This window comes from Cellulosimicrobium sp. 22598 (assembly GCF_052044445.1).
In the GTDB taxonomy this organism is placed as follows: Bacteria; Actinomycetota; Actinomycetes; order Actinomycetales; family Cellulomonadaceae; genus Cellulosimicrobium; species Cellulosimicrobium cellulans_G.
This window is the reverse complement of sequence record NZ_JBQEMZ010000011.1, coordinates 87,661-106,976: the sequence shown is the minus strand read 5'-3', so window position 1 is coordinate 106,976 and position 19,316 is coordinate 87,661. Positions and strand designations below refer to the sequence as shown.

Here is a 19,316-nt window from a genome sequence, read left to right as displayed (position 1 = left end):
ATACGCCATGTCTCGAATCGGCAAGATCCCCGTTCCGGTTCCCGCCGGAGTGGACGTCACCATCAGCGGTGCGCTCGTGACCGTGAAGGGGCCCAAGGGCTCCCTCGAGCACCACGTGCCCGCCCCCATCCAGGTCGCTCAGGAGGACGGCACCCTCGTGGTGACGCGCCCGAACGACGAGCGCGAGTCCCGCGCGCTGCACGGCCTCACGCGCACCCTCCTGGCGAACATCGTCGAGGGCGTGACGCAGGGCTACGAGAAGAAGCTCGAGATCGTCGGCACCGGTTACCGCGTGACGGCCAAGGGCTCGGACCTCGAGTTCGCCCTCGGCTTCAGCCACCCGGTCGTCGTGACGCCGCCCGCGGGCATCGCGTTCGCGGTCGAGAGCCCGACGAAGTTCTCGGTCTCCGGCATCGACAAGCAGCAGGTCGGCGAGGTCGCAGCGAACATCCGCAAGATCCGCAAGCCCGAGCCGTACAAGGGCAAGGGTGTGCGTTACGCCGGCGAGGTCGTCCGCCGCAAGGTCGGAAAGGCTGGTAAGTAACGATGGCTCTGAAGGTTCTCGGCAAGGGCAAGGCCGTCGCGCGTCAGCGCCGCCACCTCCGCCTGCGCAAGAAGATCAAGGGGACCGCCGCTCGTCCGCGCCTCGTGGTGACGCGCTCCACGCGCCACATCACGGCCCAGGTCGTGGACGACACGATCGGTCAGACGGTCGCGTCGGCCTCGTCGCTCGAGGCGGACCTGCGTGCGCTCGACGGCGACAAGAGCGCCAAGGCCCGCAAGGTCGGCGAGCTCGTCGCCGAGCGTGCGAAGGCCAAGGGCGTCGACGCGGTCGTCTTCGACCGTGGCGGCAACAAGTACCACGGTCGGGTCGCTGCGGTCGCCGACGGCGCCCGCGAGGGCGGTCTGTCCCTGTGACGACGCCGACCATCCCCACACGGAAGCAAAGGATTCTCTGATGGCTGCAGGGCAGCGCAGCAACACCGGCGCCCCCACGGGTGCCGCCAACGAGTCGAGCGACCAGAACGCGCGCGGGGGGCGCCGCGACGACCGTCGTGGTGACCGTCGCGACGGTCGCCGTGGCGACGCAGCCGAGAAGAACGCCTTCGTCGAGCGCGTCGTCACCATCAACCGCGTCGCCAAGGTCGTCAAGGGCGGCCGTCGCTTCAGCTTCACCGCGCTGGTCGTGGTGGGCGACGGCGACGGCACCGTCGGTGTCGGCTACGGCAAGGCGAAGGAGGTGCCCGCGGCGATCGCCAAGGGTGTCGAGGAGGCCAAGAAGAACTTCTTCAAGGTCCCGCGCATCCAGGGCACCATCCCGCACCCCATCCAGGGTGAGGCCGCCGCCGGCGTCGTCTTCCTCCGTCCGGCCGCTCCCGGTACCGGTGTGATCGCCGGTGGTCCGGTGCGCGCCGTGCTGGAGTGCGCCGGCATCCACGACGTGCTGAGCAAGTCGCTCGGCTCGTCGAACGCGATCAACATCGTGCACGCGACCGTCGAGGCCCTGCGCAACCTGGAGCAGCCCGAGGCTGTCGCCGCGCGCCGTGGTCTCCCGCTCGAGGACGTGGCCCCGGCCGCGCTCCTGCGTGCCCGTGCTGCGGGGGTGAACGCCTGATGGCCAGGCTCAAGGTGACCCAGACGAAGTCCGCCATCGGCGGCAAGCAGAACCAGCGCGACACGCTGCGCACTCTGGGCCTCAAGCGGATCGGCGACACCGCCGTGAAGGAGGACCGCCCGGAGATCCGCGGCATGGTCGCGACGGTGGCGCACCTCGTCACCGTTGAGGAGGTCGAGTGACCATGGCTGAGAAGGCCACCAAGGAGACCGCCGAGGCTCCGAAGAAGAAGGCTGCTGCCAAGGCCCCCGCGAAGGCGGAGGCCGCGACTGCCGAGAAGCAGTCGGGCAAGCAGACCGAGGGTGCCGGCGGCACGCTCAAGATCCACCACCTGCGTCCGGCTCCCGGCGCCAAGAAGGCCAAGACCCGCGTGGGTCGTGGTGAGGCGTCGAAGGGTAAGACGGCGGGCCGCGGTACCAAGGGTACGAAGGCTCGTTACCAGGTTCCCGAGCGCTTCGAGGGCGGGCAGATGCCTCTGCACATGCGCCTCCCGAAGCTGCGCGGCTTCAAGAACCCGTTCCGCACCGAGTACCAGGTCGTGAACCTGGACAAGCTCGCGGCGCTGTACCCCGAGGGTGGCCAGGTCACCGTCGAGGACCTCGTCGCGAAGGGCGCGGTCCGCAAGGGCCAGCTCGTCAAGGTGCTCGGCACGGGCGAGATCACCGTCAAGCTCGAGGTCGCGGTCGACGCCCTCTCGGGCGCCGCGCGCGAGAAGATCCTCGCGGCCGGCGGTTCGGTCTCGGAGGACTGACACCCCTGGACAGGGCCGGTGGCGCGCTCGCGCCGTCGGCCCTGTCCGCGTCTGGGGAGGCCCTCCCGCACGACCCGTGGTCCGTCCGGCAGCGCGCCACGGTTAGACTCTCCGACGGTTGTCTCCCCGCACCCCGGGGTGACCGCCGTCACTCGCAGGTCCACGGTCGGTCCGTCCGGTCGTCGGGACCGACTTGCCGTTCGACGCGGCGCTACGGCTAGGGTGCCTCTTGGCGCCCGTGCCGTGCGTCACACCTCGCCGGGCCTCCCGGCGACACGACATCCCGCCTCGGCGGGCCAGGAGGATAGGTGCTCAGCGCATTCGCCCGGGCTTTCCGGACGCCCGACCTGCGGCGCAAGCTGCTGTTCACGATCGCGATCATGGCGATCTTCCGGGTGGGGTCGTTCATCCCCACGCCGGGTGTGGACTACCCCAACGTGCAGCAGTGCATCGACGAGACCGCCGACGGCAACGACCTGCTCGGCCTCGTCAACCTCTTCAGCGGTGGTGCACTGCTCCAGCTGTCGATCTTCGCGCTCGGCATCATGCCGTACATCACCGCGAGCATCATCGTCCAGCTGCTGCGCGTCGTGATCCCTCGCTTCGAGGCGCTCCACAAGGAGGGCCAGTCGGGCCAGGCGAAGCTCACGCAGTACACGCGCTACCTGACGATCGCCCTCGCCATCCTCCAGTCGACGACCGTCATCACGACGGCGCGCAACGGCCTGCTCTTCCAGGGCTGCTCGGTGGACGTCATCCCCGACGGCAGCTTCCTGACGATGGCGCTCATGGTCATCACCATGACCGCGGGCACCGGCCTCATCATGTGGCTCGGCGAGCTCATCACCGAGCGCGGCGTCGGCAACGGCATGTCGCTCCTCATCTTCACGTCGATCGCCGCGAGCTTCCCGACCGCCCTGTGGTCGATCGCCGGTGGTGCGAACGGCGCGACGAACTTCATCATCATGATCGCGGTCATCGTGGTCGTCATCGGCCTGGTCGTGTTCGTCGAGCAGTCCCAGCGCCGCGTCCCCGTCCAGTACGCCAAGCGCATGGTCGGGCGCCGCATGTACGGCGGGTCGAGCACCTACATCCCGATCAAGATCAACATGGCCGGCGTCATCCCGGTCATCTTCGCGGCCTCGTTGCTCGCGGTCCCGGGCCTCATCGCGCAGTTCGGCGACCAGAGCGCCGACTGGGTCATCTGGGTCAGCACGAACCTGGCCGACCCGGCCGCGCCGCTGCACATCGTGCTGTACGTGCTGATGATCCTGTTCTTCTGCTTCTTCTACACGTCGATCACGTTCAACCCGGACGAGGTCGCGGACAACATGAAGAAGTACGGCGGCTTCATCCCCGGCATCCGTGCCGGGCGGCCGACCGCCGAGTACCTCGACTACGTCATCACCCGCATCACGTCCGCGGGCTCCATCTACCTCGCGCTCGTCGCCCTGCTGCCGACGCTGGTCCTCATCGGGCTCGGCGTGAGCACGAACATCCCGTTCGGTGGCTCCTCGATCATCATCGTCGTCGGCGTCGGCCTGGAGACGGTCAAGCAGATCAACTCTCAGCTGCAGCAGCGCCACTACGAAGGGTTCCTCCGTTGAGCAACGCCACCGACGGCCAGTCCACCTCGCGTCCCGCGCGCCTCGTCATCATGGGCCCGCAGGGCGCGGGCAAGGGGACGCAGGCCGCCCGGCTCGCCGAGCAGCTCGCCATCCCCGCGATCTCGACCGGAGACATCTTCCGGGCGAACATCAAGGGCGGCACCGAGCTCGGCAGGCTCGCGCAGGAGTACACCGCGAAGGGCGACCTCGTCCCCGACTCGGTGACGAACGCGATGGTGCGCGACCGTCTCGCCCAGGACGACGCGGCGCAGGGGTTCATCCTCGACGGGTACCCCCGCAACGCGGCCCAGGTCGTCGAGCTCGACGCGATCCTCGCCGACCTGGGTGTCGCGCTCGACGGCGTCGTGGAGCTCACGGCCGACCGCGACGAGCTCCTCGCCCGACTGTCGAAGCGCGCGGAGATCGAGGGCCGCGAGGACGACACCGAGGAGGCCATCGCGCGCCGCCTCGACATCTACGCCGAGCAGACGGCGCCGCTCACGTCCGCCTACGACGAGCGCGGCCTGCTCGTGCGTGTCGACGGCATCGGCGACGTCGACGAGATCACCGGACGCATCGTCTCGGCGCTGACCGCGCTCGTCGGCTGAGCGCCGTCCGTTCGTCCGTCAGGTTCTGGGGAGCAGCAGGGTGTTCGGTCGCGAGCGCATCGAGTACAAGACGCACGACCAGGTCCGGTCCATGCGCAGCGCCGGCCTCGTGGTCGCGCGGGCGCTCGAGACGGTCCGTGAGACCGTCCGCCCGGGCATGACGACGGCCGACCTGGACGCGCTCGCCGCCGCGGTGATCGCCGACGCCGGCGCGACGCCGTCGTTCCTCGGCTACGAGGGATATCCGGCGTCGCTGTGCGTGTCCGTGAACGACGAGGTCGTGCACGGCATCCCCGGTCCGCGCGAGCTGCGCCCGGGCGACATCGTCTCCGTCGACTGCGGGGCGATCGTCGACGGCTGGCACGGCGACTCGGCCGTCTCCTTCGTCCTCGGGGAGGGCGAGCCGCGCGACGAGGCGCTCGTCGAGGCCACGCGCCGCGCGATGTGGGCGGGCATCGCCGCGCTCGCCACGAACGAGCGGCTCGGCGACGTGGGTGCCGCGATCGAGGACTCGGTCCGGGTCTCGGGAGAGTCCGACGGCGTCTCCTACGGGATCGTCGAGGAGTACGTGGGCCACGGCATCGGCTCCGCGATGCACCAGCCGCCCGACGTCCCGAACTACCGCACGCGTGAGAAGGGCCCGCGGCTGCGCCCGGGCATGTGCCTCGCGATCGAGCCGATGCTGACCCTCGGCGACCGGTTCACCGAGGTCTGCGAGGACGACTGGACGGTCGTGACCGACGACGGCGCCCGTGCCGCGCACTGGGAGCACAGCGTCGCGATCCTCGACGAGGGGATCTGGGTCCTCACCGCACCCGACGGCGGCGCGGCCGAGCTCGCGGAGCTCGGCGTCCGCGTCGCGCCCCTGGCGGCCTGACGCCCTCTACCCGCCCGGCACCTGACCCGCGCCTGCGCGGCCCGGCGTCCGCACGGCACCGCCGGGTCGGCCCGGCGCACGGCGGGGGAGTGACGCGTCGCACGACCTCCGGCGCCCGCCACGGTTTCGCGACTCTTGCCGAATGCCGTAGGATGATCCGTCGGGTGTAGTCCGTGCACGTCGTTCGACCGGCCCCCGTCCCTCGGGACCCGGGCGACCGATCCCCGCACGCGGCTCCACGCACCTCCCACGAACGGACGACCCTCGGGTCGGGCGTGCGCGGGAGTACCAGCAGTTCAGACGAGAGTTAGCGGAGGACATGGCAAAGAAGGACGGTGTCATCGAGATCGAGGGCAGCGTGGTCGAGGCCCTGCCGAACGCGATGTTCCGCGTGGAGCTGGCCAACGGTCACAAGGTTCTCGCGCACATCTCGGGCAAGATGCGCCAGCACTACATCCGGATCCTCCCCGAGGACCGGGTCGTGGTCGAGCTGAGCCCGTACGACCTGTCCCGCGGCCGGATCGTCTACCGCTACAAGTAGTCGCCACGCGTCCACCCACTCACCCGCCTCGCCACCCGGATCCCGGGACCGCTCGTCGGTCGCGCCCGGAGCGGGGCACCACTGAGGGAACGAAGATGAAGGTCAAGCCCAGCGTCAAGAAGATCTGCGACAAGTGCAAGGTGATCCGCCGGCACGGTCGCGTCATGGTGATCTGCGACAACCTGCGGCACAAGCAGCGCCAGGGCTGAGCCCGCGCCTGCGCCACGGGTGACGGTCCCTCGGGACCGCGGTCACCGGGCCGCCCGTCACGACGACGGACGACCACCAGCGCACCACCACGAACCTGCTCGGCACCCCGGACACGCGTCCGGGAGGAGAACGCCACAGGCAGGGGAACCCCCGGCTCGGAGGCCGGGGCCCACGGAGCTCCCCGTGGGAGGGCGGTGCGAGAGACCTCCGACGAAGCACGAGGAGCCGAAAGGCACATGGCACGTCTCATCGGCGTCGACCTCCCCCGCGACAAGCGGCTCGAGGTTGCGCTCACCTACATCTACGGCGTCGGCCGTACCCGCGCCCAGCAGACGCTGGCCGCGACCGGCATCAGCCCGGACGCGCGCGTGAAGGACCTCGGCGACGCCGAGCTCGTCGCGCTCCGCGACTACCTCGAGGGCAACTACAAGCTCGAGGGTGACCTCCGTCGTGAGGTGGCCGCCGACATCCGCCGCAAGGTCGAGATCGGCACCTACCAGGGCCTGCGTCACCGCCGCGGCCTGCCCGTGCGCGGCCAGCGCACCAAGACCAACGCGCGTACGCGCAAGGGACCCAAGCGCACCGTGGCCGGCAAGAAGAAGGCCCGCTGAGCCAGTCCGCAGGGCGGGCCCCGCTCGGGTGCTGACGTCGGCCGCACGGTCCACGTCGTCCCGGTCGGAGATCCCCGCGGTCAGACCACCTCAGACCAGGAGAGAAACGAAAGATGCCTCCCAAGACTCGCGCCGCCGCTGGGCGCAAGCCTCGCCGCAAGGACAAGAAGAACGTCCCCGCCGGCCAGGCGCACATCAAGAGCACGTTCAACAACACGATCGTGTCGATCACGGACCCGTCGGGCGCCGTGATCGCGTGGGCCTCCGGCGGCGACGTCGGCTTCAAGGGCTCGCGCAAGTCGACCCCCTTCGCCGCCGGCCTCGCGGCCGAGGCCGCTGCCCGCAAGGCGCAGGAGCACGGCATGAAGAAGGTCGACGTCTTCGTCAAGGGCCCGGGCTCGGGTCGCGAGACGGCGATCCGCTCGCTGCAGTCGGCCGGCCTCGAGGTCGGCTCGATCCAGGACGTCACGCCGCAGGCGCACAACGGGTGCCGCCCGCCCAAGCGTCGTCGCGTCTGACCCTCGTCGTCGGCGTGCCGTCGACGGGCCGCCCGGTCACCGACCGGCCGAGCCCGTCGACGGCGCCCGTCACGGGGCAGCCGCCTCCTGACGGGGTCGACGCACCCTTCCCGACCGGGTGGACAGAGTCCCGGCCGGGGCCGCGTGCCGCAGGCACGCACCTCGCCTTGAACCGTGCAGCGTCATATGGCGGACGCTCACCGAAAGGAAACCACCAGTGCTGATCGCACAGCGCCCCACCTTGACCGAAGAGGTCATCTCGGAGAACCGTTCGCGCTTCTCCATCGAGCCGCTGGAGCCCGGCTTCGGCTACACGCTCGGCAACTCGCTGCGTCGCACGCTGCTGTCGTCCATCCCGGGCGCGGCGGTCACCTCCATCCGCATCGACGGTGTGCTCCACGAGTTCACCACCGTGCCGGGTGTGAAGGAGGACGTGACCGAGGTCATCCTCAACATCAAGAACCTCGTCGTCTCCTCGGAGAACGACGAGCCCGTCGTGATGTACCTGCGCAAGCAGGGTGCTGGTGCGGTCACCGCGGCGGACATCGTCCCGCCCGCGGGTGTGGAGGTCCACAACCCCGAGCTGCACATCGCCACGCTCAACGACAAGGGCAAGCTCGAGATCGAGCTGACCGTCGAGCGCGGCCGTGGGTACGTCTCGGCCTCGCAGAACAAGTCCTTCGACGCCGAGATCGGGCGCATCCCGGTCGACTCGATCTACTCGCCGGTCCTCAAGGTGACCTACAAGGTCGAGGCGACGCGTGTCGAGCAGCGTACGGACTTCGACAAGCTGGTCGTGGACGTCGAGACGAAGCCGGCCATCTCGCCGCGCGACGCTCTCGCGTCGGCGGGCAAGACGCTGGTGGAGCTCTTCGGCCTGGCCCGTGAGCTCAACGTCGAGGCCGAGGGCATCGAGATCGGCCCGTCGCCGACGGACGCGGCTCTCGCCGCGGACCTGGCGCTGCCGATCGAGGAGCTCAACCTCACGATCCGCTCGTACAACTGCCTCAAGCGCGAGGGCATCCACCAGGTGGGCGAGCTCGTTGCACGCAGCGAGGCGGACCTGCTGGACATCCGCAACTTCGGTGCGAAGTCCATCAACGAGGTGAAGGAGAAGCTCGCCGAGCTCGGCCTGTCCCTCAAGGACTCGCCGCTCGACTTCGACCCGTCGGCCGCCGCGTACTACGACGGCGACGACGAGGCGACGTTCTCGGACACCGAGCAGCAGTACTGAGCCTGCGGCTCTAGACACCTCAGCGCGTCCGGGTCCGCACCTGCGGCGCGAACACTTCCCAAGGAGCACATCCCATGCCTACCCCCGCCAAGGGCCCCCGGCTCGGCAGCGGACCGGCTCACGAGCGCCTGATGCTCGCGAACCTGTCCACCCAGCTCTTCGAGCACGGCCGCATCACGACCACCGAGACCAAGGCGAAGCGTCTGCGCCCGGTGGCCGAGCGCCTCATCACGTTCGCCAAGCGCGGCGACCTGCACGCGCGTCGTCGCGTCCTGCGCGTCGTGCGCGACAAGTCCGTGGTGCACACGCTGTTCACCGAGATCGCCCCGCAGATGGCCGAGCGTGAGGGTGGCTACACGCGCATCACGAAGGTCGGCACGCGCAAGGGCGACAACGCGCCCCTCGCCGTGATCGAGCTCGTGACCGAGCCCGTCAGCCCCAAGCAGGCCGTCGTCCGCGAGGCGGAGAAGGCCGCGGAGAAGGCGAGCAAGAAGAAGGCTGACAAGCCGGCCAAGAAGGCCGACGCGGTCGAGGACGCGCCCGTCGAGGACGCTCCCGTCGCCGTCGAGGACGCTCCCGCCGAGGACGTCCAGGACGCGCCCGTCGAGGACGCCGCCGAGGAGAAGAAGGAGGCCTGAGCCTCCTCGATCGACTCTCGGGGTCTTCCGCGACCCCACGCCGCAGGGCCCGGGACCGTACGGTCCCGGGCCCTGCGGCGTTCTGCCGCCCTGCCGGCGTCGGTGTGCGTGCGGCCGCGAAGGTGGGTGCGAGATCGGCCCGTACGGCCGAGATCGACCTTCGGGAGGTCGACGTCGCGACGTCCGGGTCGATCTCGCGTCGGGGAGGGCCTACGGTCGAGACGTGACGAGTGTCGACTCCTCCCTGGCGGCGTGGCCGCCCGTCGTGCTCGTGCACGGCTCGCGCACGTCGCGGTCGATGTGGCGCGACCAGCTCGCGGCCCTGCGCCGCGCGGGCGTCGATGCGGTGGCCGTGGACCTGCCGGGGCACGGGGCGCGGCGGGGCGAGGCGTTCACCCTGGACGGTGCCGTGGAGGCCGTCGCGTCCGGGATCGACGAGCTCGGCGGGCGTGCGCTCGTCGTCGGGCTGTCGCTCGGCGGCTACGTCGCGATCGAGGCACGGGCTCGTCACCCCGAGCGCGTCGTCGGCCTCGTGGCCGCCGCCTGCTCGACACCGCCCGCCACCCGACTGCGCGGGGGCTGGCTCCTCGTCGCGCGCGGCATCGAGCGCCTGCCCGACGGTGGAGCGGGGCTCAACCAGGCGCTCGTCGACCGGGCGCTGACGCCGCAGGCCGCGGCCGACCTCGCGGCCGGCGGCTTCGCGCTCGACGTGATGAGCGCGATCCTGCGCGAGGTCGAGGCGGTCGACCCGGTGTCCGCGCTCGCCGCCGCGGACTCGCCCGTGTGGGTGGTCAACGGGCGGTGGGACCACTTCCGGTTCGGGGAGCGGGGGTTCGTCGAGGCGGCCCGGCGCGGGGGAGCGCCCGCGCGGCTCGTGGTGATCCCGGGCGCGCGGCACCTCGTGAGCCTCGACGCGCCGGTCGCGTTCAACCGGGCCCTGCTCGACGCCCACCGCGCGCTCGCGGCGGGTCGTCCGGCCCCCGGGGCGGACGGGGCGCCGCCTGCGGGCGTCGCCCCGCGCCGCGCCGTCGAGCGCTGAGACGGTCAGGCCGGCGGCAGGTCCCAGGCGCGTGCACCGCCGACGAGCGCCGCGGAGTTGGGGACGACCACGACGTCGTCGCCGAGGCGGTCGAGGACGCTCGGGGCGATCTGCCGCGAGTTCCCGCCGCCCAGGTACAGCCGGTCCCACCAGAAGACGGGCCGCAGGCCCTCGACGACCGCGAGGACGCGCCGCGACCACAGCCCGTTGCCGAGCCGGCGGCGTTCCGGCTCGCCGACGTACTCGTCGTAGGTGGTGCCGCGGCGCACCGGGGCGCGCGACCACTCGAGGTGCGGCGAGAGCCGCCCGCCGTGGAACAGCGCCGACCCGAGCCCCGTCCCGAGCGTCAGCACGAGCTCGAGCCCGGACGCCGCGACGACGCCCGCGCCGTGCACCTCGGCGTCGTTGAGCACGAGCGCGGGCACGCCGAGCCGCCGGGCGACGGCCGCCTGGACGTCGAAGCTCGTCCATGCCTCGACGAGCGCCGGGTCGACGCGCGAGCGGGGTCCGCTGCGGGTGACGTAGTGCGGGGTGTGCACGACGACCCCGCGCCGGATCATGCCGGGCATCCCGACGGTGGCCCGGTCGGCGGGCGGGAGCGTGGCCGCGATCTCCGCGATCGTCTCGACCAGCAGCTCGGGGGGCAGCGGGTAGGGCGTGGGCACGCGGACGGCGGCGGCGTGGGCGGTGCCCGACGCGTCGAGCACGTTGGCCTTGATCCCGCCGCCTCCGCAGTCGACGGCGAGGGTGCGGACGTCTGCGCGGTCGCCGGTCATGGGCGGCAGCGTAGGCACGACGACGCGCGTGCCGCACGGCCGGGCGACTACGGTGAACTCCCGTGAGCGACGCCCTGGCCCCCGACGCCCCCGACGCCCCCGCGTCCGCCCCTGCCGACGGCACGGGGCGGCACGCGCTGCCCGACGGCGTCGTGCGGGTCCGCCTGGACCTCGCCTACCAGGGGACGGACTTCGCCGGGTGGGCTCGCCAGCCGGCGCTGCGGACGGTCCAGGGCGCGGTCGAGGACGGTCTCGCGACGCTCCTGCGGGGGCCGGCACCGCGCCTCACCGTCGCGGGGCGCACCGACGCGGGGGTGCACGCGCGGGGACAGGTCGCGCACGTCGACCTCACGCGGGACCAGTGGGAGGCGTTGCCCGGGCGCTCCGACCGCTCGCCCGGCGACGCGCTCGTCGCGCGGCTCGGCGGGGTGCTGCCGGGTGACGTCGTCGTCCACCGCGCGGCGCCGGCGCCGGCCGGGTTCGACGCCCGTTTCTCGGCCCTGCACCGCGCGTACACGTACCGGGTCGCGGACGACGCGGCGCAGCGCGACCCGCTGCGGCGCGCCTGGGTCCTGTGGAACCGGCGCCCGCTCGACGTCGCCGCGATGGACGCCGCCGTGCAGCCGCTCCTCGGGGTGCGCGACTTCGCGGCGTTCTGCAAGCCGCGCCCCGGGGCGACGACCATCCGTGAGCTCCAGCACCTGTCGTGGTCGCGGCCGGTCGACGGTCCCGACGCGGGCCTCGTCGTCGCGCACGTCCGCGCGGACGCGTTCTGCCACAACATGGTCCGCGCGCTCGTCGGCGCGTCGCTCGCGGTGGGGGAGGGGCGACGCGACGTCGCCTGGCCCGCGGAGCTCCTCGCGAGCCGACGCCGCGACGCGGGGGCCGGCGTCGTCCCCGCCCACGGGCTCGTGCTCGAGGAGGTCACGTACCCGCCCGACGACGAGCTCGCCGCCCGCGCCGACCGGATCCGCGCCGTCCGGAACGAGGAGGACGTCTGGGACGAGGGCGCGTCGCGCGACCTGGCCGGACCGCCGAGGGGCTAGCCCGTCACGGCTCCTCGACGACGTGCACCGCCGCCTCCTCGGCGCCCGCGGCGCCCCCGGAGATGCCCTCGTCGTCGGCGTACGTGTCGTTCTGGCGGCCGTCGAGCGCGTCAGGGTCTGCGACGAGGCGGCCCGACCGGGTGTCGTCGGGGCGCTCGAGCGGGTCGCGCTCCCAGTCCTCGGGCTCCTCCTCGGCGAGACGCTGGTCGAGGGTCTCGCCGTGCACCTCCTCCCACGGCGTCTCGCCGTAGTGGTTCGTGCGGGGGCGGTCGGGCGGGGAGTAGCCCTCGTCGAGCACGTCGTCCACGCCGCGGTCGAGCAGCGTGTCCTCGGCCTGGAGCTGGTCGTTGTCGCCCTCGGCGCCGGTCTCCGGGTCCGGGCTGGTGCCGGTGGTGTCTTCGCTCATGCGTCCACAGTGGCACCTCGCGCGGCCGGACGCAGCATCTGCGCCCGGACCTGCACCGACGTGCCGCGGGCGGTACCGTGGCACGGGTCGCGCGCGCCGTGGCCTCCCGAACGACCCCGAGAACCGAGGACCACCATGGCCGGCATCGACGACATCCTGTCCACCATCCCGCTCGACCAGCTCGCCGGTCGGCTGGGCGTCGACGAGGCGACGGCGCAGCAGGCCGTCGGCGCGGCGCTCCCTGCCCTGCTGGGCGGGCTCCGGGCGAACGCGCAGGACCCGGCCGGCGCGGCGTCGCTCGGCCAGGCGCTCACGCAGCACGACCCGTCGCTCGTGGAGGGCGGGGTGAACCTCGACGACGTGGACACGGCCGACGGCGAGAAGATCGTCCGCCACGTCTTCGGGTCGAACGAGGAGGCCGTCGTCGCGCAGCTCGCCGACTCGACGGGGACCCAGCAGGGTCTGCTCTCGAAGGTGCTCCCCGCGCTCGCGCCGATCGCGCTGGCGTTCCTGGCGAAGCAGCTCGGCGGCAAGGACGCGGGCGCGGGCTCCTCCACGGCGGCGCCGGAGAGCGCCGGCGGCGGTGGGCTGGGCGACCTGCTCGGCGGGCTGCTGGGCGGCGGCTCGGGCGGGTCCGGGGGCGGCCTCGGGGACCTCCTGGGCGGTCTGGGCGGGCTCCTCGGGGGCGGTCGGCGCTGAGCCCGGTGGCACCCGCGGCCGTCGTGCACGGGGTGCAGCGGTGCCGGCGCGGTCCGGGAGCGCGGAATCCGCGTGACCCGGTGGGCCCGGCCGGGAGACCATGAGGCCGTGGGACACCTCGACCTCAGCGACGTCACGTATCACCTGCCCGACGGACGCACTCTCCTCGACGGCGTGAGCCTGCGCGTCGCGGACGGCGCGCGGGTCGCGCTCGTCGGGCCGAACGGCGTCGGCAAGTCGACGCTCCTGCGCATCGTCACGGGCGACGTCGCTCCGCATGGCGGGGCGGTCGTGCGCAGCGGCGGCCTGGGCGTGATGCGGCAGGACGTCGGGCGGATCGACGACGACCGCACGGTCCGGGACCTGCTCGTCGAGCTCGCGCCCGCCGCGGTCAAGGAGGCGGCGCTCGAGCTCGCCGCGGCGGAGCACGACATCATGACGGTCGACGACGAGCCCGCCCAGCTCCGGTACGCCCAGGCGCTCGTCGACTGGGCCGACGTCGGGGGCTACGACGCCGAGACGGCGTGGGACGAGGTGACCGACGAGGTCCTGTCCGTCCCGTTCGAGAAGGCGCAGTGGCGCGACGTGCGCACGCTGTCCGGCGGCGAGCAGAAGCGCCTGGCGCTCACGGCGCTGCTCCGCGGGCCCGAGGAGGTGCTACTGCTCGACGAGCCGGACAACCACCTCGACGTGCCGACCAAGCGCTGGCTCGAGGAGCGGCTCGTCGCGTCGCCCAAGACGGTGCTCTACGTCTCGCACGACCGCGAGCTGCTGTCGCGCACGGCGACGCAGGTCGCGACGCTCGAGCCGACGCCGGGCGGTGGGACGGTCTGGGTGCACGGCGGCGGGTTCGCGACCTACGCGCAGGCGCGCGCGGACCGGCGCGAGCGCCTGGCGGAGCTTGCGAGGCGGTGGGACGAGGAGCACGCGAAGCTGCGCGAGCTCGTGCAGACGCTCAAGACCAAGGCCGCCTACAACGACGGGATGGCGAGCAGGTACCAGGCGGCGAAGACGCGCCTGCGCAAGTTCGAGGAGGCGGGCCCCCCGGAGGTGCTCGCGCGCGAGCAGCGCGTCACCGTGCGCCTCGCCGGCGGCCGGACCGCCAAGCGCGCCGTGACGTGCCGGTCGCTCGAGCTCACGGGCCTCATGAAGCCGTTCGACCTCGAGGTGTTCTTCGGCGAGCGGGTCGCGGTGCTGGGCTCCAACGGGTCCGGCAAGTCGCACTTCCTGCGACTCCTCGCGGCGGGCGGCAGCGACCCCGAGCCCGGGGTCGTGCCCGACCCCGCGACGTCCGACGGCGTCCGGCCCGACCCCGTGGCGCACACGGGTCGCGCGGTGCTCGGCTCGCGGGTCCGGCCGGGCTGGTTCGCCCAGAACCACGACCACCCGGAGCTGCGGGGGAGGACCCTCCTGGAGATCCTCCACCGCGGCGACGGGCACCGGGCGGGGATGGGGCGCGAGGGCGCGAGCCGCGCGCTCGACCGGTACGAGCTGGTCGGCCAGGCGGAGCAGCGCTTCGAGACCCTGTCCGGCGGCCAGCAGGCGCGGTTCCAGATCCTCCTGCTCGAGCTCGACGGCGCGACCCTCCTCCTGCTCGACGAGCCGACGGACAACCTCGACCTGCACTCGGCCGAGGCGCTCGAGGCGGGTCTCGCGGCGTTCCAGGGCACGGTGCTCGCCGTGACGCACGACCGCTGGTTCGCGCGCGGGTTCGACCGCTACCTCGTGTTCCGCGGGGACGGGGAGGTCGTCGAGGCCCCGGAGCCGGTCTGGGACGTCGAGCGCGTGCAGCGGGCGCGGTAGCCGCCGCGTACGGGGCTGCCGCCGCGTGCCGGTGGCGGCCGGCGCGGTCCCTATCCTGGTGGGCATGGCCGTCCACAAGATCGTGCTCTTCTACGCCTTCACGCCGCTGCCCGACCCCCGCGCGGTGCAGCTCTGGCAGCGGGCGCTGGGGGAGCGGTGGAACCTCACGGGACGCGTGATCGTCGCCCACCACGGGATCAACGCGACGCTGGGCGGGACGGTCGAGGACCTCAAGCAGTACGTGAAGACGACCCGGCAGTACCCCGGCTTCGAGGGCATCGACGTCAAGTGGTCCGACGGCACCGGACGCGACTTCCCGCGCCTGTCCGTGAAGGTGCGACCCGAGCTCGTGGCGTTCGGCGTCCCCGACGAGGTCGTGGTCGACGCGAGCGGCGTCGTGGGCGGCGGCACGCGGCTGAGCCCGCAGGCCCTGCACGACCTCGTGGCCGAGCGGGGGGACGACGTCGTGATGTTCGACGGCCGCAACGCGTTCGAGGCCGAGATCGGGCGGTTCCGCGGCGCGGTCGTGCCGGACGTCGCCACGACGCGCGACGTCGTCGCCGAGATCGACTCGGGCCGCTACGACGACCTCAAGCAGCGGCCCGTCGTCACGTACTGCACCGGGGGCGTGCGGTGCGAGGTGCTGTCCGCGCTCCTGACCGCCCGCGGCTTCGAGGAGGTCTACCAGCTCGACGGCGGCGTCGTGCGGTACGGCGAGGCGTTCGGGTCGCAGGGACTGTGGGAGGGCTCGCTCTACGTCTTCGACGAGCGCATGCACGTCGAGCTCGGCCCGGGGTCGACCCCGCTGGGGTCCTGCACCGGCTGCGGCGCGGCGACGGCGAAGTACGAGAACTGCGCGGACCCGAGCTGCCGGACGCTGCGCCTGTACTGCCCGGACTGCGTGCACGTCGCACGCTCGGTCCGCTGCGCGACGTGCGTGGGCGAGCGCCCGGATCCCCGTCCGGCCGCTTTGACCGGCGGCCCGACCCGCGGGTAGTCTGGTGAGTCGTTGTGCTCATCTCACGACACCCGTGTCGCTAGCGCGCCCACTCGCTGCCGGCCAAGGAGCGGGTGCCGACCGAGCCCGCCGCGCAACGACCTGCCCTCTCGGCCGCACGCTTCAGCGGCCGAAGAAGACATTCTGAGACAGAAACGAAGGCTACGACCGTGCGTACGTACACCCCGAAGCCCGGCGACGTCCAGCGCGACTGGTACGTCATCGACGCGACCGACGTCGTCCTGGGCCGCCTGGCCACCCACGTGGCCACCCTGCTGCGCGGCAAGCACAAGCCGACCTTCGCTCCGCACGTCGACGGCGGTGACTTCGTCATCGTCATCAACGCCGGCAAGGTCGCCCTGAGCGGCAACAAGCGCGAGCAGAAGATGGCCTACAACCACTCCGGCTACCCGGGTGGTCTGCGTGCCGTCCCCTACGGCGACCTGCTCGACAAGCACCCCGAGCGTGCGGTGGAGAAGGCCGTGCGCGGCATGCTCCCCAAGACCACCCTCGGTCGCGCCCAGTTCGGCAAGCTCAAGGTCTACGCGGGTGCCGAGCACCCGCACGCCGCGCAGCAGCCGAAGCCGTTCGAGATCACCCAGGTCGCGCAGTAATCGCCGCCCAGGCGTAGCGCACAGAGAGACGCGAGGACACCACCCGTGGCCGAGACCACCGTCGACACCGACACCCTGGGCGACGAGACGCCCAGCACCTACACCTCCGAGTCCGCCGCCCCCACGGGCCGCGGCCAGAGCATCACCGCCCCCGGCCAGGCCCTGGGCCGCCGCAAGGAGGCCGTGGCGCGCGTGCGCCTCGTCCCCGGGACCGGGCAGTGGAAGATCAACGGGCGCTCGCTCGAGGACTACTTCCCGAACAAGGTTCACCAGCAGCTCGTGAACTCCCCGCTGAAGCTGGTCGACGTCGAGGGTCGCTTCGACGTCGTGGCCCGCATCAGCGGCGGCGGCACCTCCGGCCAGGCCGGTGCGCTGCGCCTCGGCATCGCGCGTGCGCTCAACGCGATCGACGCCGAGCACAACCGCCCCGCGCTGAAGAAGGCCGGCTTCCTCACTCGCGACGCGCGCGTCGTCGAGCGCAAGAAGGCCGGTCTCAAGAAGGCCCGTAAGGCACCGCAGTACTCCAAGCGCTGATCCGCGCTTGCGCTCGTCGGCCCCGGTGGACCTCGTCCACCGGGGCCGACGTCGTTTGTGAGGGACGATGACCAAGCCCGCCGAGGGCGGGGCAGGCCAGGCGGTCGTACGGTCGACGTACGGGCCGGTCGAGGAAGGACTTTCCATGGGACGGCTTTTCGGCACCGACGGGGTGCGCGGGCTGGCGAACGGCAACGTGACGGGCGAGCTCGCCCTCGACCTCGGCGTCGCGGCGGCGCGCGTGCTCGGCAGCGGGCAGGAGGAAGGCCACCGGCCGCGCGCGGTCGTGGGGCGCGACACGCGAGTCTCGGGCGAGTTCCTGGGCGCGGCGCTCATCGCGGGGCTCGCCAGCGCGGGCGTCGACGTGAAGGACGTGGGCGTGCTGCCGACGCCCGCCGTCGCCTACCTGACGAGCACCATGGACGTCGACTTCGGCGTCGTGATCTCGGCCTCCCACAACCCGATGCAGGACAACGGGATCAAGTTTCTCGCGCGCGGCGGCGTCAAGCTGGACGACGCGGTCGAGGACCGGATCGAGAGCCTGCTCGGGCAGGAGTGGCAGCGTCCGACGCACGGCGCGGTCGGCCGGATCTCCCCGGACTCGGGGCGCGCGGGCGGGGCGTACGTCGAGCACCTCATGGCGAGCATCGGCGCGGACGAGGACCACAAGCCGCTCGCGGGCCTGCGCATCGCGGTCGACTGCGCGAACGGCGCGGCGAGCGACGTCGGCCCCGCGGCGCTGCGCGCGGCCGGCGCGGACGTCGTGGTCATCAACGCGAGCCCCGACGGCCGCAACATCAACGCCGCGTGCGGCTCGAACCACCCCGAGCAGCTCCAGGCCGTCGTCGTGGCGTCCGAGGCGGACTTCGGCGTCGCGTTCGACGGCGACGCGGACCGCTGCATCGCGGTCGACCACGGGGGCACCGTCGTCGACGGCGACCAGATCATGGGCGTCCTCGCGCTCGCGCTCCAGGACGAGGGCGCGCTCCCGCACGACACGCTCGTCGTGACGGTGATGAGCAACCTGGGCCTCCTGCTCGCGATGCGCGACGCGGGGATCACGACGGTCCAGACCGCGGTCGGCGACCGGTACGTCCTGGAGGAGATGCGGGCGCACGGGTACGGCCTCGGGGGCGAGCAGTCGGGGCACATCGTGCTGTCGCGCTACGCGACCACGGGTGACGGCGTGCTCACGGCGCTCCAGCTCGCCGCGCGCGTGCGGGCCACGGGCCAGAAGCTCGCCGACCTGGCGGGCGTCGTGCAGCGCCTCCCGCAGACCCTCCTCAACGTCCCCGGCGTGGACAAGGCACGGGCGTCGAGCGACGAGGAGCTCCGGGCCGCCGTCGCGGACGCGGAGCGGACCCTCGGCGAGACCGGCCGCGTGCTGCTGCGTCCCTCGGGCACCGAGCCGCTCGTGCGCGTCATGGTCGAGGCGGCGACGCAGCAGCAGGCCGACGCGGTGGCCGCGCGGCTCGCGGGCGTCGTGCGCGAGCGGCTCGCGCTGTGAGCGCGGCGGGGCGGACGACCGACCGGGGGGCGGCAGGCGTGCGGCAGGGGGTCGACGAGGGGCTGCGCGAGCACGTGGTCGCGCTCCTCGACGCGTACGACGACGGCGTGCTGCCGATCGTCCAGGCGGGCCACCCCGTGCTGCGGACGCCGGCCGTGCCGTACGCCGGGCAGCTCGGCGACGTGCTGCCCCGGTTCCTGGACGCGATGCGCGCGACGATGCACGCGGCGCCCGGGGTGGGGCTCGCCGCGCCGCAGGTCGGGATCGGCCTCGCGATCGCCGTCGTCGAGGACCCCGGCGCACCCGACGCGGACGACGAGCGCGAGCGGCCCCCGCTCGCGTTCCGGGTGCTCGTCAACCCGCGGTACGAGGCCGTCGGCGACGAGACCAGGACGTTCTTCGAGGGCTGTCTCTCGGTGCACGGCTGGCAGGCGGAGCGGACGCGCGCCCGCTCGGTGCGACTCACCGGGCAGGACGAGGCGGGCGAGCCGTTCGACGACGTGCTCACCGGGTGGGCGGCGCGGATCGTCCAGCACGAGACCGACCACCTGCGCGGCGAGCTGTACGTCGACGCCGCGGACCTGCGCACGCTGGCGTCCACGCTCGGGGTCGCGCGGCTCCCGGGTCACCCGGGCTGAGCCCGGGCCGTCGTCCGCGGTTCGGGTCCGGCGGGTCGTCGCGCGAG

25 protein-coding genes are annotated in these 19,316 nt (G+C 72.7%); 23 read left to right on the top strand and 2 right to left on the bottom strand.

Annotation, left to right across the window (positions count from 1 at the left end):
- Positions 1–7: 7 nt before the first annotated feature.
- The 15 genes from rplF (at position 8) to ACTJIY_RS13415 (ending at position 10,249) form a co-directional block, all read left to right on the top strand.
- Positions 8–544, top strand: coding sequence for a 50S ribosomal protein L6 (rplF, locus tag ACTJIY_RS13485; RefSeq protein ID WP_087471319.1), 537 nt, complete (start codon positions 8–10; stop codon positions 542–544).
- 2 nt (positions 545–546) lie between these two features.
- Entirely contained in the window at positions 547–918 is a 372-nt protein-coding gene (gene rplR, locus ACTJIY_RS13480; protein WP_047233819.1) for a 50S ribosomal protein L18, read from the top strand.
- A 40-nt stretch (positions 919–958) separates the two neighbouring features.
- Positions 959–1,615, top strand: coding sequence for a 30S ribosomal protein S5 (gene rpsE / locus ACTJIY_RS13475; RefSeq protein WP_024840322.1), 657 nt, complete (start codon positions 959–961; stop codon positions 1,613–1,615).
- Positions 1,615–1,797, top strand: coding sequence for a 50S ribosomal protein L30 (gene rpmD, locus ACTJIY_RS13470; RefSeq protein ID WP_021480439.1), 183 nt, complete (start codon positions 1,615–1,617; stop codon positions 1,795–1,797). Before rpsE ends, rpmD begins: the two co-directional genes overlap by 1 nt.
- 2 nt (positions 1,798–1,799) lie before the next feature.
- Positions 1,800–2,366: a 50S ribosomal protein L15 gene (gene rplO, locus ACTJIY_RS13465; protein WP_253050809.1), complete on the top strand. Its 567-nt coding sequence runs from the start codon at positions 1,800–1,802 to the stop codon at positions 2,364–2,366.
- Between the two features lie 308 nt (positions 2,367–2,674).
- Positions 2,675–3,973, top strand: coding sequence for a preprotein translocase subunit SecY (gene secY / locus ACTJIY_RS13460; protein ID WP_440674332.1), 1,299 nt, complete (start codon positions 2,675–2,677; stop codon positions 3,971–3,973).
- Positions 3,970–4,581 carry an adenylate kinase gene (locus ACTJIY_RS13455; protein WP_440674333.1) on the top strand — a complete coding sequence of 204 codons (612 nt, stop codon included), beginning with the start codon at positions 3,970–3,972 and terminating at the stop codon, positions 4,579–4,581. The genes secY and ACTJIY_RS13455 overlap by 4 nt, the downstream gene beginning before the upstream one ends.
- 40 nt (positions 4,582–4,621) lie before the next feature.
- Positions 4,622–5,458: a type I methionyl aminopeptidase gene (gene map, locus ACTJIY_RS13450; RefSeq protein WP_440674334.1), complete on the top strand. Its 837-nt coding sequence runs from the start codon at positions 4,622–4,624 to the stop codon at positions 5,456–5,458.
- A 319-nt stretch (positions 5,459–5,777) separates the two neighbouring features.
- Positions 5,778–5,999 carry a translation initiation factor IF-1 gene (gene infA / locus ACTJIY_RS13445; protein WP_012867920.1) on the top strand — a complete coding sequence of 74 codons (222 nt, stop codon included), beginning with the start codon at positions 5,778–5,780 and terminating at the stop codon, positions 5,997–5,999.
- A 95-nt stretch (positions 6,000–6,094) separates the two neighbouring features.
- On the top strand, positions 6,095–6,208 hold the full coding sequence (gene rpmJ, locus ACTJIY_RS13440) for a 50S ribosomal protein L36 (RefSeq protein ID WP_003956441.1): 114 nt from the start codon (positions 6,095–6,097) through the stop codon (positions 6,206–6,208).
- A 237-nt stretch (positions 6,209–6,445) separates the two neighbouring features.
- Complete coding sequence (gene rpsM / locus ACTJIY_RS13435) at positions 6,446–6,820, top strand: 30S ribosomal protein S13 (RefSeq protein WP_021479758.1); 375 nt, start codon at positions 6,446–6,448, stop codon at positions 6,818–6,820.
- A gap of 113 nt (positions 6,821–6,933) precedes the next feature.
- Positions 6,934–7,338 carry a 30S ribosomal protein S11 gene (rpsK, locus tag ACTJIY_RS13430; protein WP_021479759.1) on the top strand — a complete coding sequence of 135 codons (405 nt, stop codon included), beginning with the start codon at positions 6,934–6,936 and terminating at the stop codon, positions 7,336–7,338.
- 217 nt (positions 7,339–7,555) lie between these two features.
- A complete protein-coding gene (locus ACTJIY_RS13425; RefSeq protein WP_253050812.1) occupies positions 7,556–8,572 on the top strand; it encodes a DNA-directed RNA polymerase subunit alpha in 1,017 nt (338 codons plus the stop codon).
- A 74-nt stretch (positions 8,573–8,646) separates the two neighbouring features.
- Positions 8,647–9,210 carry a 50S ribosomal protein L17 gene (gene rplQ, locus ACTJIY_RS13420; protein WP_253050813.1) on the top strand — a complete coding sequence of 188 codons (564 nt, stop codon included), beginning with the start codon at positions 8,647–8,649 and terminating at the stop codon, positions 9,208–9,210.
- 223 nt (positions 9,211–9,433) lie between these two features.
- Positions 9,434–10,249 carry an alpha/beta fold hydrolase gene (locus tag ACTJIY_RS13415; RefSeq protein ID WP_440674335.1) on the top strand — a complete coding sequence of 272 codons (816 nt, stop codon included), beginning with the start codon at positions 9,434–9,436 and terminating at the stop codon, positions 10,247–10,249.
- A 5-nt stretch (positions 10,250–10,254) separates the two neighbouring features.
- Here the strand turns inward: ACTJIY_RS13415 and ACTJIY_RS13410 are convergent, their stop codons facing one another.
- A complete protein-coding gene (locus tag ACTJIY_RS13410; protein ID WP_253050815.1) occupies positions 10,255–11,025 on the bottom strand; it encodes an ROK family protein in 771 nt (256 codons plus the stop codon).
- Positions 11,026–11,162: 137 nt separating this feature from the next.
- Between ACTJIY_RS13410 and truA the strand changes: the two genes are divergently transcribed.
- On the top strand, positions 11,163–12,071 hold the full coding sequence (gene truA, locus ACTJIY_RS13405) for a tRNA pseudouridine(38-40) synthase TruA (protein WP_440674374.1): 909 nt from the start codon (positions 11,163–11,165) through the stop codon (positions 12,069–12,071).
- Positions 12,072–12,075: 4 nt separating this feature from the next.
- Here truA and ACTJIY_RS13400 read toward each other — a convergent pair whose 3' ends face one another.
- The gene (locus tag ACTJIY_RS13400; RefSeq protein WP_253050816.1) at positions 12,076–12,477 is read right to left on the bottom strand and encodes a DUF5709 domain-containing protein; all 402 of its coding nucleotides are present in this window, start codon (positions 12,475–12,477) and stop codon (positions 12,076–12,078) included.
- A 135-nt stretch (positions 12,478–12,612) separates the two neighbouring features.
- Here ACTJIY_RS13400 and ACTJIY_RS13395 point away from each other — a divergent pair, with 135 nt between their 5' ends.
- The 7 genes from ACTJIY_RS13395 to ACTJIY_RS13365 all read left to right on the top strand — a co-directional run bounded on the left by ACTJIY_RS13395 (position 12,613) and on the right by ACTJIY_RS13365 (position 19,269).
- A complete protein-coding gene (locus ACTJIY_RS13395; RefSeq protein ID WP_353707805.1) occupies positions 12,613–13,176 on the top strand; it encodes a DUF937 domain-containing protein in 564 nt (187 codons plus the stop codon).
- A 108-nt stretch (positions 13,177–13,284) separates the two neighbouring features.
- A complete protein-coding gene (locus ACTJIY_RS13390) occupies positions 13,285–14,979 on the top strand; it encodes an ABC-F family ATP-binding cassette domain-containing protein (protein WP_439158931.1) in 1,695 nt (564 codons plus the stop codon).
- Positions 14,980–15,043: 64 nt separating this feature from the next.
- Positions 15,044–15,976, top strand: coding sequence for an oxygen-dependent tRNA uridine(34) hydroxylase TrhO (gene trhO / locus ACTJIY_RS13385; protein ID WP_440674336.1), 933 nt, complete (start codon positions 15,044–15,046; stop codon positions 15,974–15,976).
- A gap of 170 nt (positions 15,977–16,146) precedes the next feature.
- The gene (rplM, locus tag ACTJIY_RS13380) at positions 16,147–16,590 is read left to right on the top strand and encodes a 50S ribosomal protein L13 (protein WP_253050820.1); all 444 of its coding nucleotides are present in this window, start codon (positions 16,147–16,149) and stop codon (positions 16,588–16,590) included.
- Between the two features lie 45 nt (positions 16,591–16,635).
- Positions 16,636–17,124: a 30S ribosomal protein S9 gene (gene rpsI, locus ACTJIY_RS13375; RefSeq protein WP_047234563.1), complete on the top strand. Its 489-nt coding sequence runs from the start codon at positions 16,636–16,638 to the stop codon at positions 17,122–17,124.
- 145 nt (positions 17,125–17,269) lie between these two features.
- The gene (gene glmM / locus ACTJIY_RS13370) at positions 17,270–18,631 is read left to right on the top strand and encodes a phosphoglucosamine mutase (protein ID WP_253050821.1); all 1,362 of its coding nucleotides are present in this window, start codon (positions 17,270–17,272) and stop codon (positions 18,629–18,631) included.
- A gap of 38 nt (positions 18,632–18,669) precedes the next feature.
- Entirely contained in the window at positions 18,670–19,269 is a 600-nt protein-coding gene (locus ACTJIY_RS13365; RefSeq protein WP_353707808.1) for a peptide deformylase, read from the top strand.
- The last annotated feature ends 47 nt before the right edge of the window (positions 19,270–19,316 follow it).

Coding starts and splice junctions, on each gene's coding strand:
- rplF (WP_087471319.1), top strand. CDS start 8: ATGTCTCGAATCGGCAAGATCCCCGTTCCGGTTCCCGCCGGAGTGGAC.
- rplR (WP_047233819.1), top strand. CDS start 547: ATGGCTCTGAAGGTTCTCGGCAAGGGCAAGGCCGTCGCGCGTCAGCGC.
- rpsE (WP_024840322.1), top strand. CDS start 959: ATGGCTGCAGGGCAGCGCAGCAACACCGGCGCCCCCACGGGTGCCGCC.
- rpmD (WP_021480439.1), top strand. CDS start 1,615: ATGGCCAGGCTCAAGGTGACCCAGACGAAGTCCGCCATCGGCGGCAAG.
- rplO (WP_253050809.1), top strand. CDS start 1,800: ATGGCTGAGAAGGCCACCAAGGAGACCGCCGAGGCTCCGAAGAAGAAG.
- infA (WP_012867920.1), top strand. CDS start 5,778: ATGGCAAAGAAGGACGGTGTCATCGAGATCGAGGGCAGCGTGGTCGAG.
- rpmJ (WP_003956441.1), top strand. CDS start 6,095: ATGAAGGTCAAGCCCAGCGTCAAGAAGATCTGCGACAAGTGCAAGGTG.
- rpsM (WP_021479758.1), top strand. CDS start 6,446: ATGGCACGTCTCATCGGCGTCGACCTCCCCCGCGACAAGCGGCTCGAG.
- rpsK (WP_021479759.1), top strand. CDS start 6,934: ATGCCTCCCAAGACTCGCGCCGCCGCTGGGCGCAAGCCTCGCCGCAAG.
- rplQ (WP_253050813.1), top strand. CDS start 8,647: ATGCCTACCCCCGCCAAGGGCCCCCGGCTCGGCAGCGGACCGGCTCAC.
- ACTJIY_RS13410 (WP_253050815.1), bottom strand. CDS start 11,025: ATGACCGGCGACCGCGCAGACGTCCGCACCCTCGCCGTCGACTGCGGA.
- ACTJIY_RS13400 (WP_253050816.1), bottom strand. CDS start 12,477: ATGAGCGAAGACACCACCGGCACCAGCCCGGACCCGGAGACCGGCGCC.
- ACTJIY_RS13395 (WP_353707805.1), top strand. CDS start 12,613: ATGGCCGGCATCGACGACATCCTGTCCACCATCCCGCTCGACCAGCTC.
- trhO (WP_440674336.1), top strand. CDS start 15,044: ATGGCCGTCCACAAGATCGTGCTCTTCTACGCCTTCACGCCGCTGCCC.
- glmM (WP_253050821.1), top strand. CDS start 17,270: ATGGGACGGCTTTTCGGCACCGACGGGGTGCGCGGGCTGGCGAACGGC.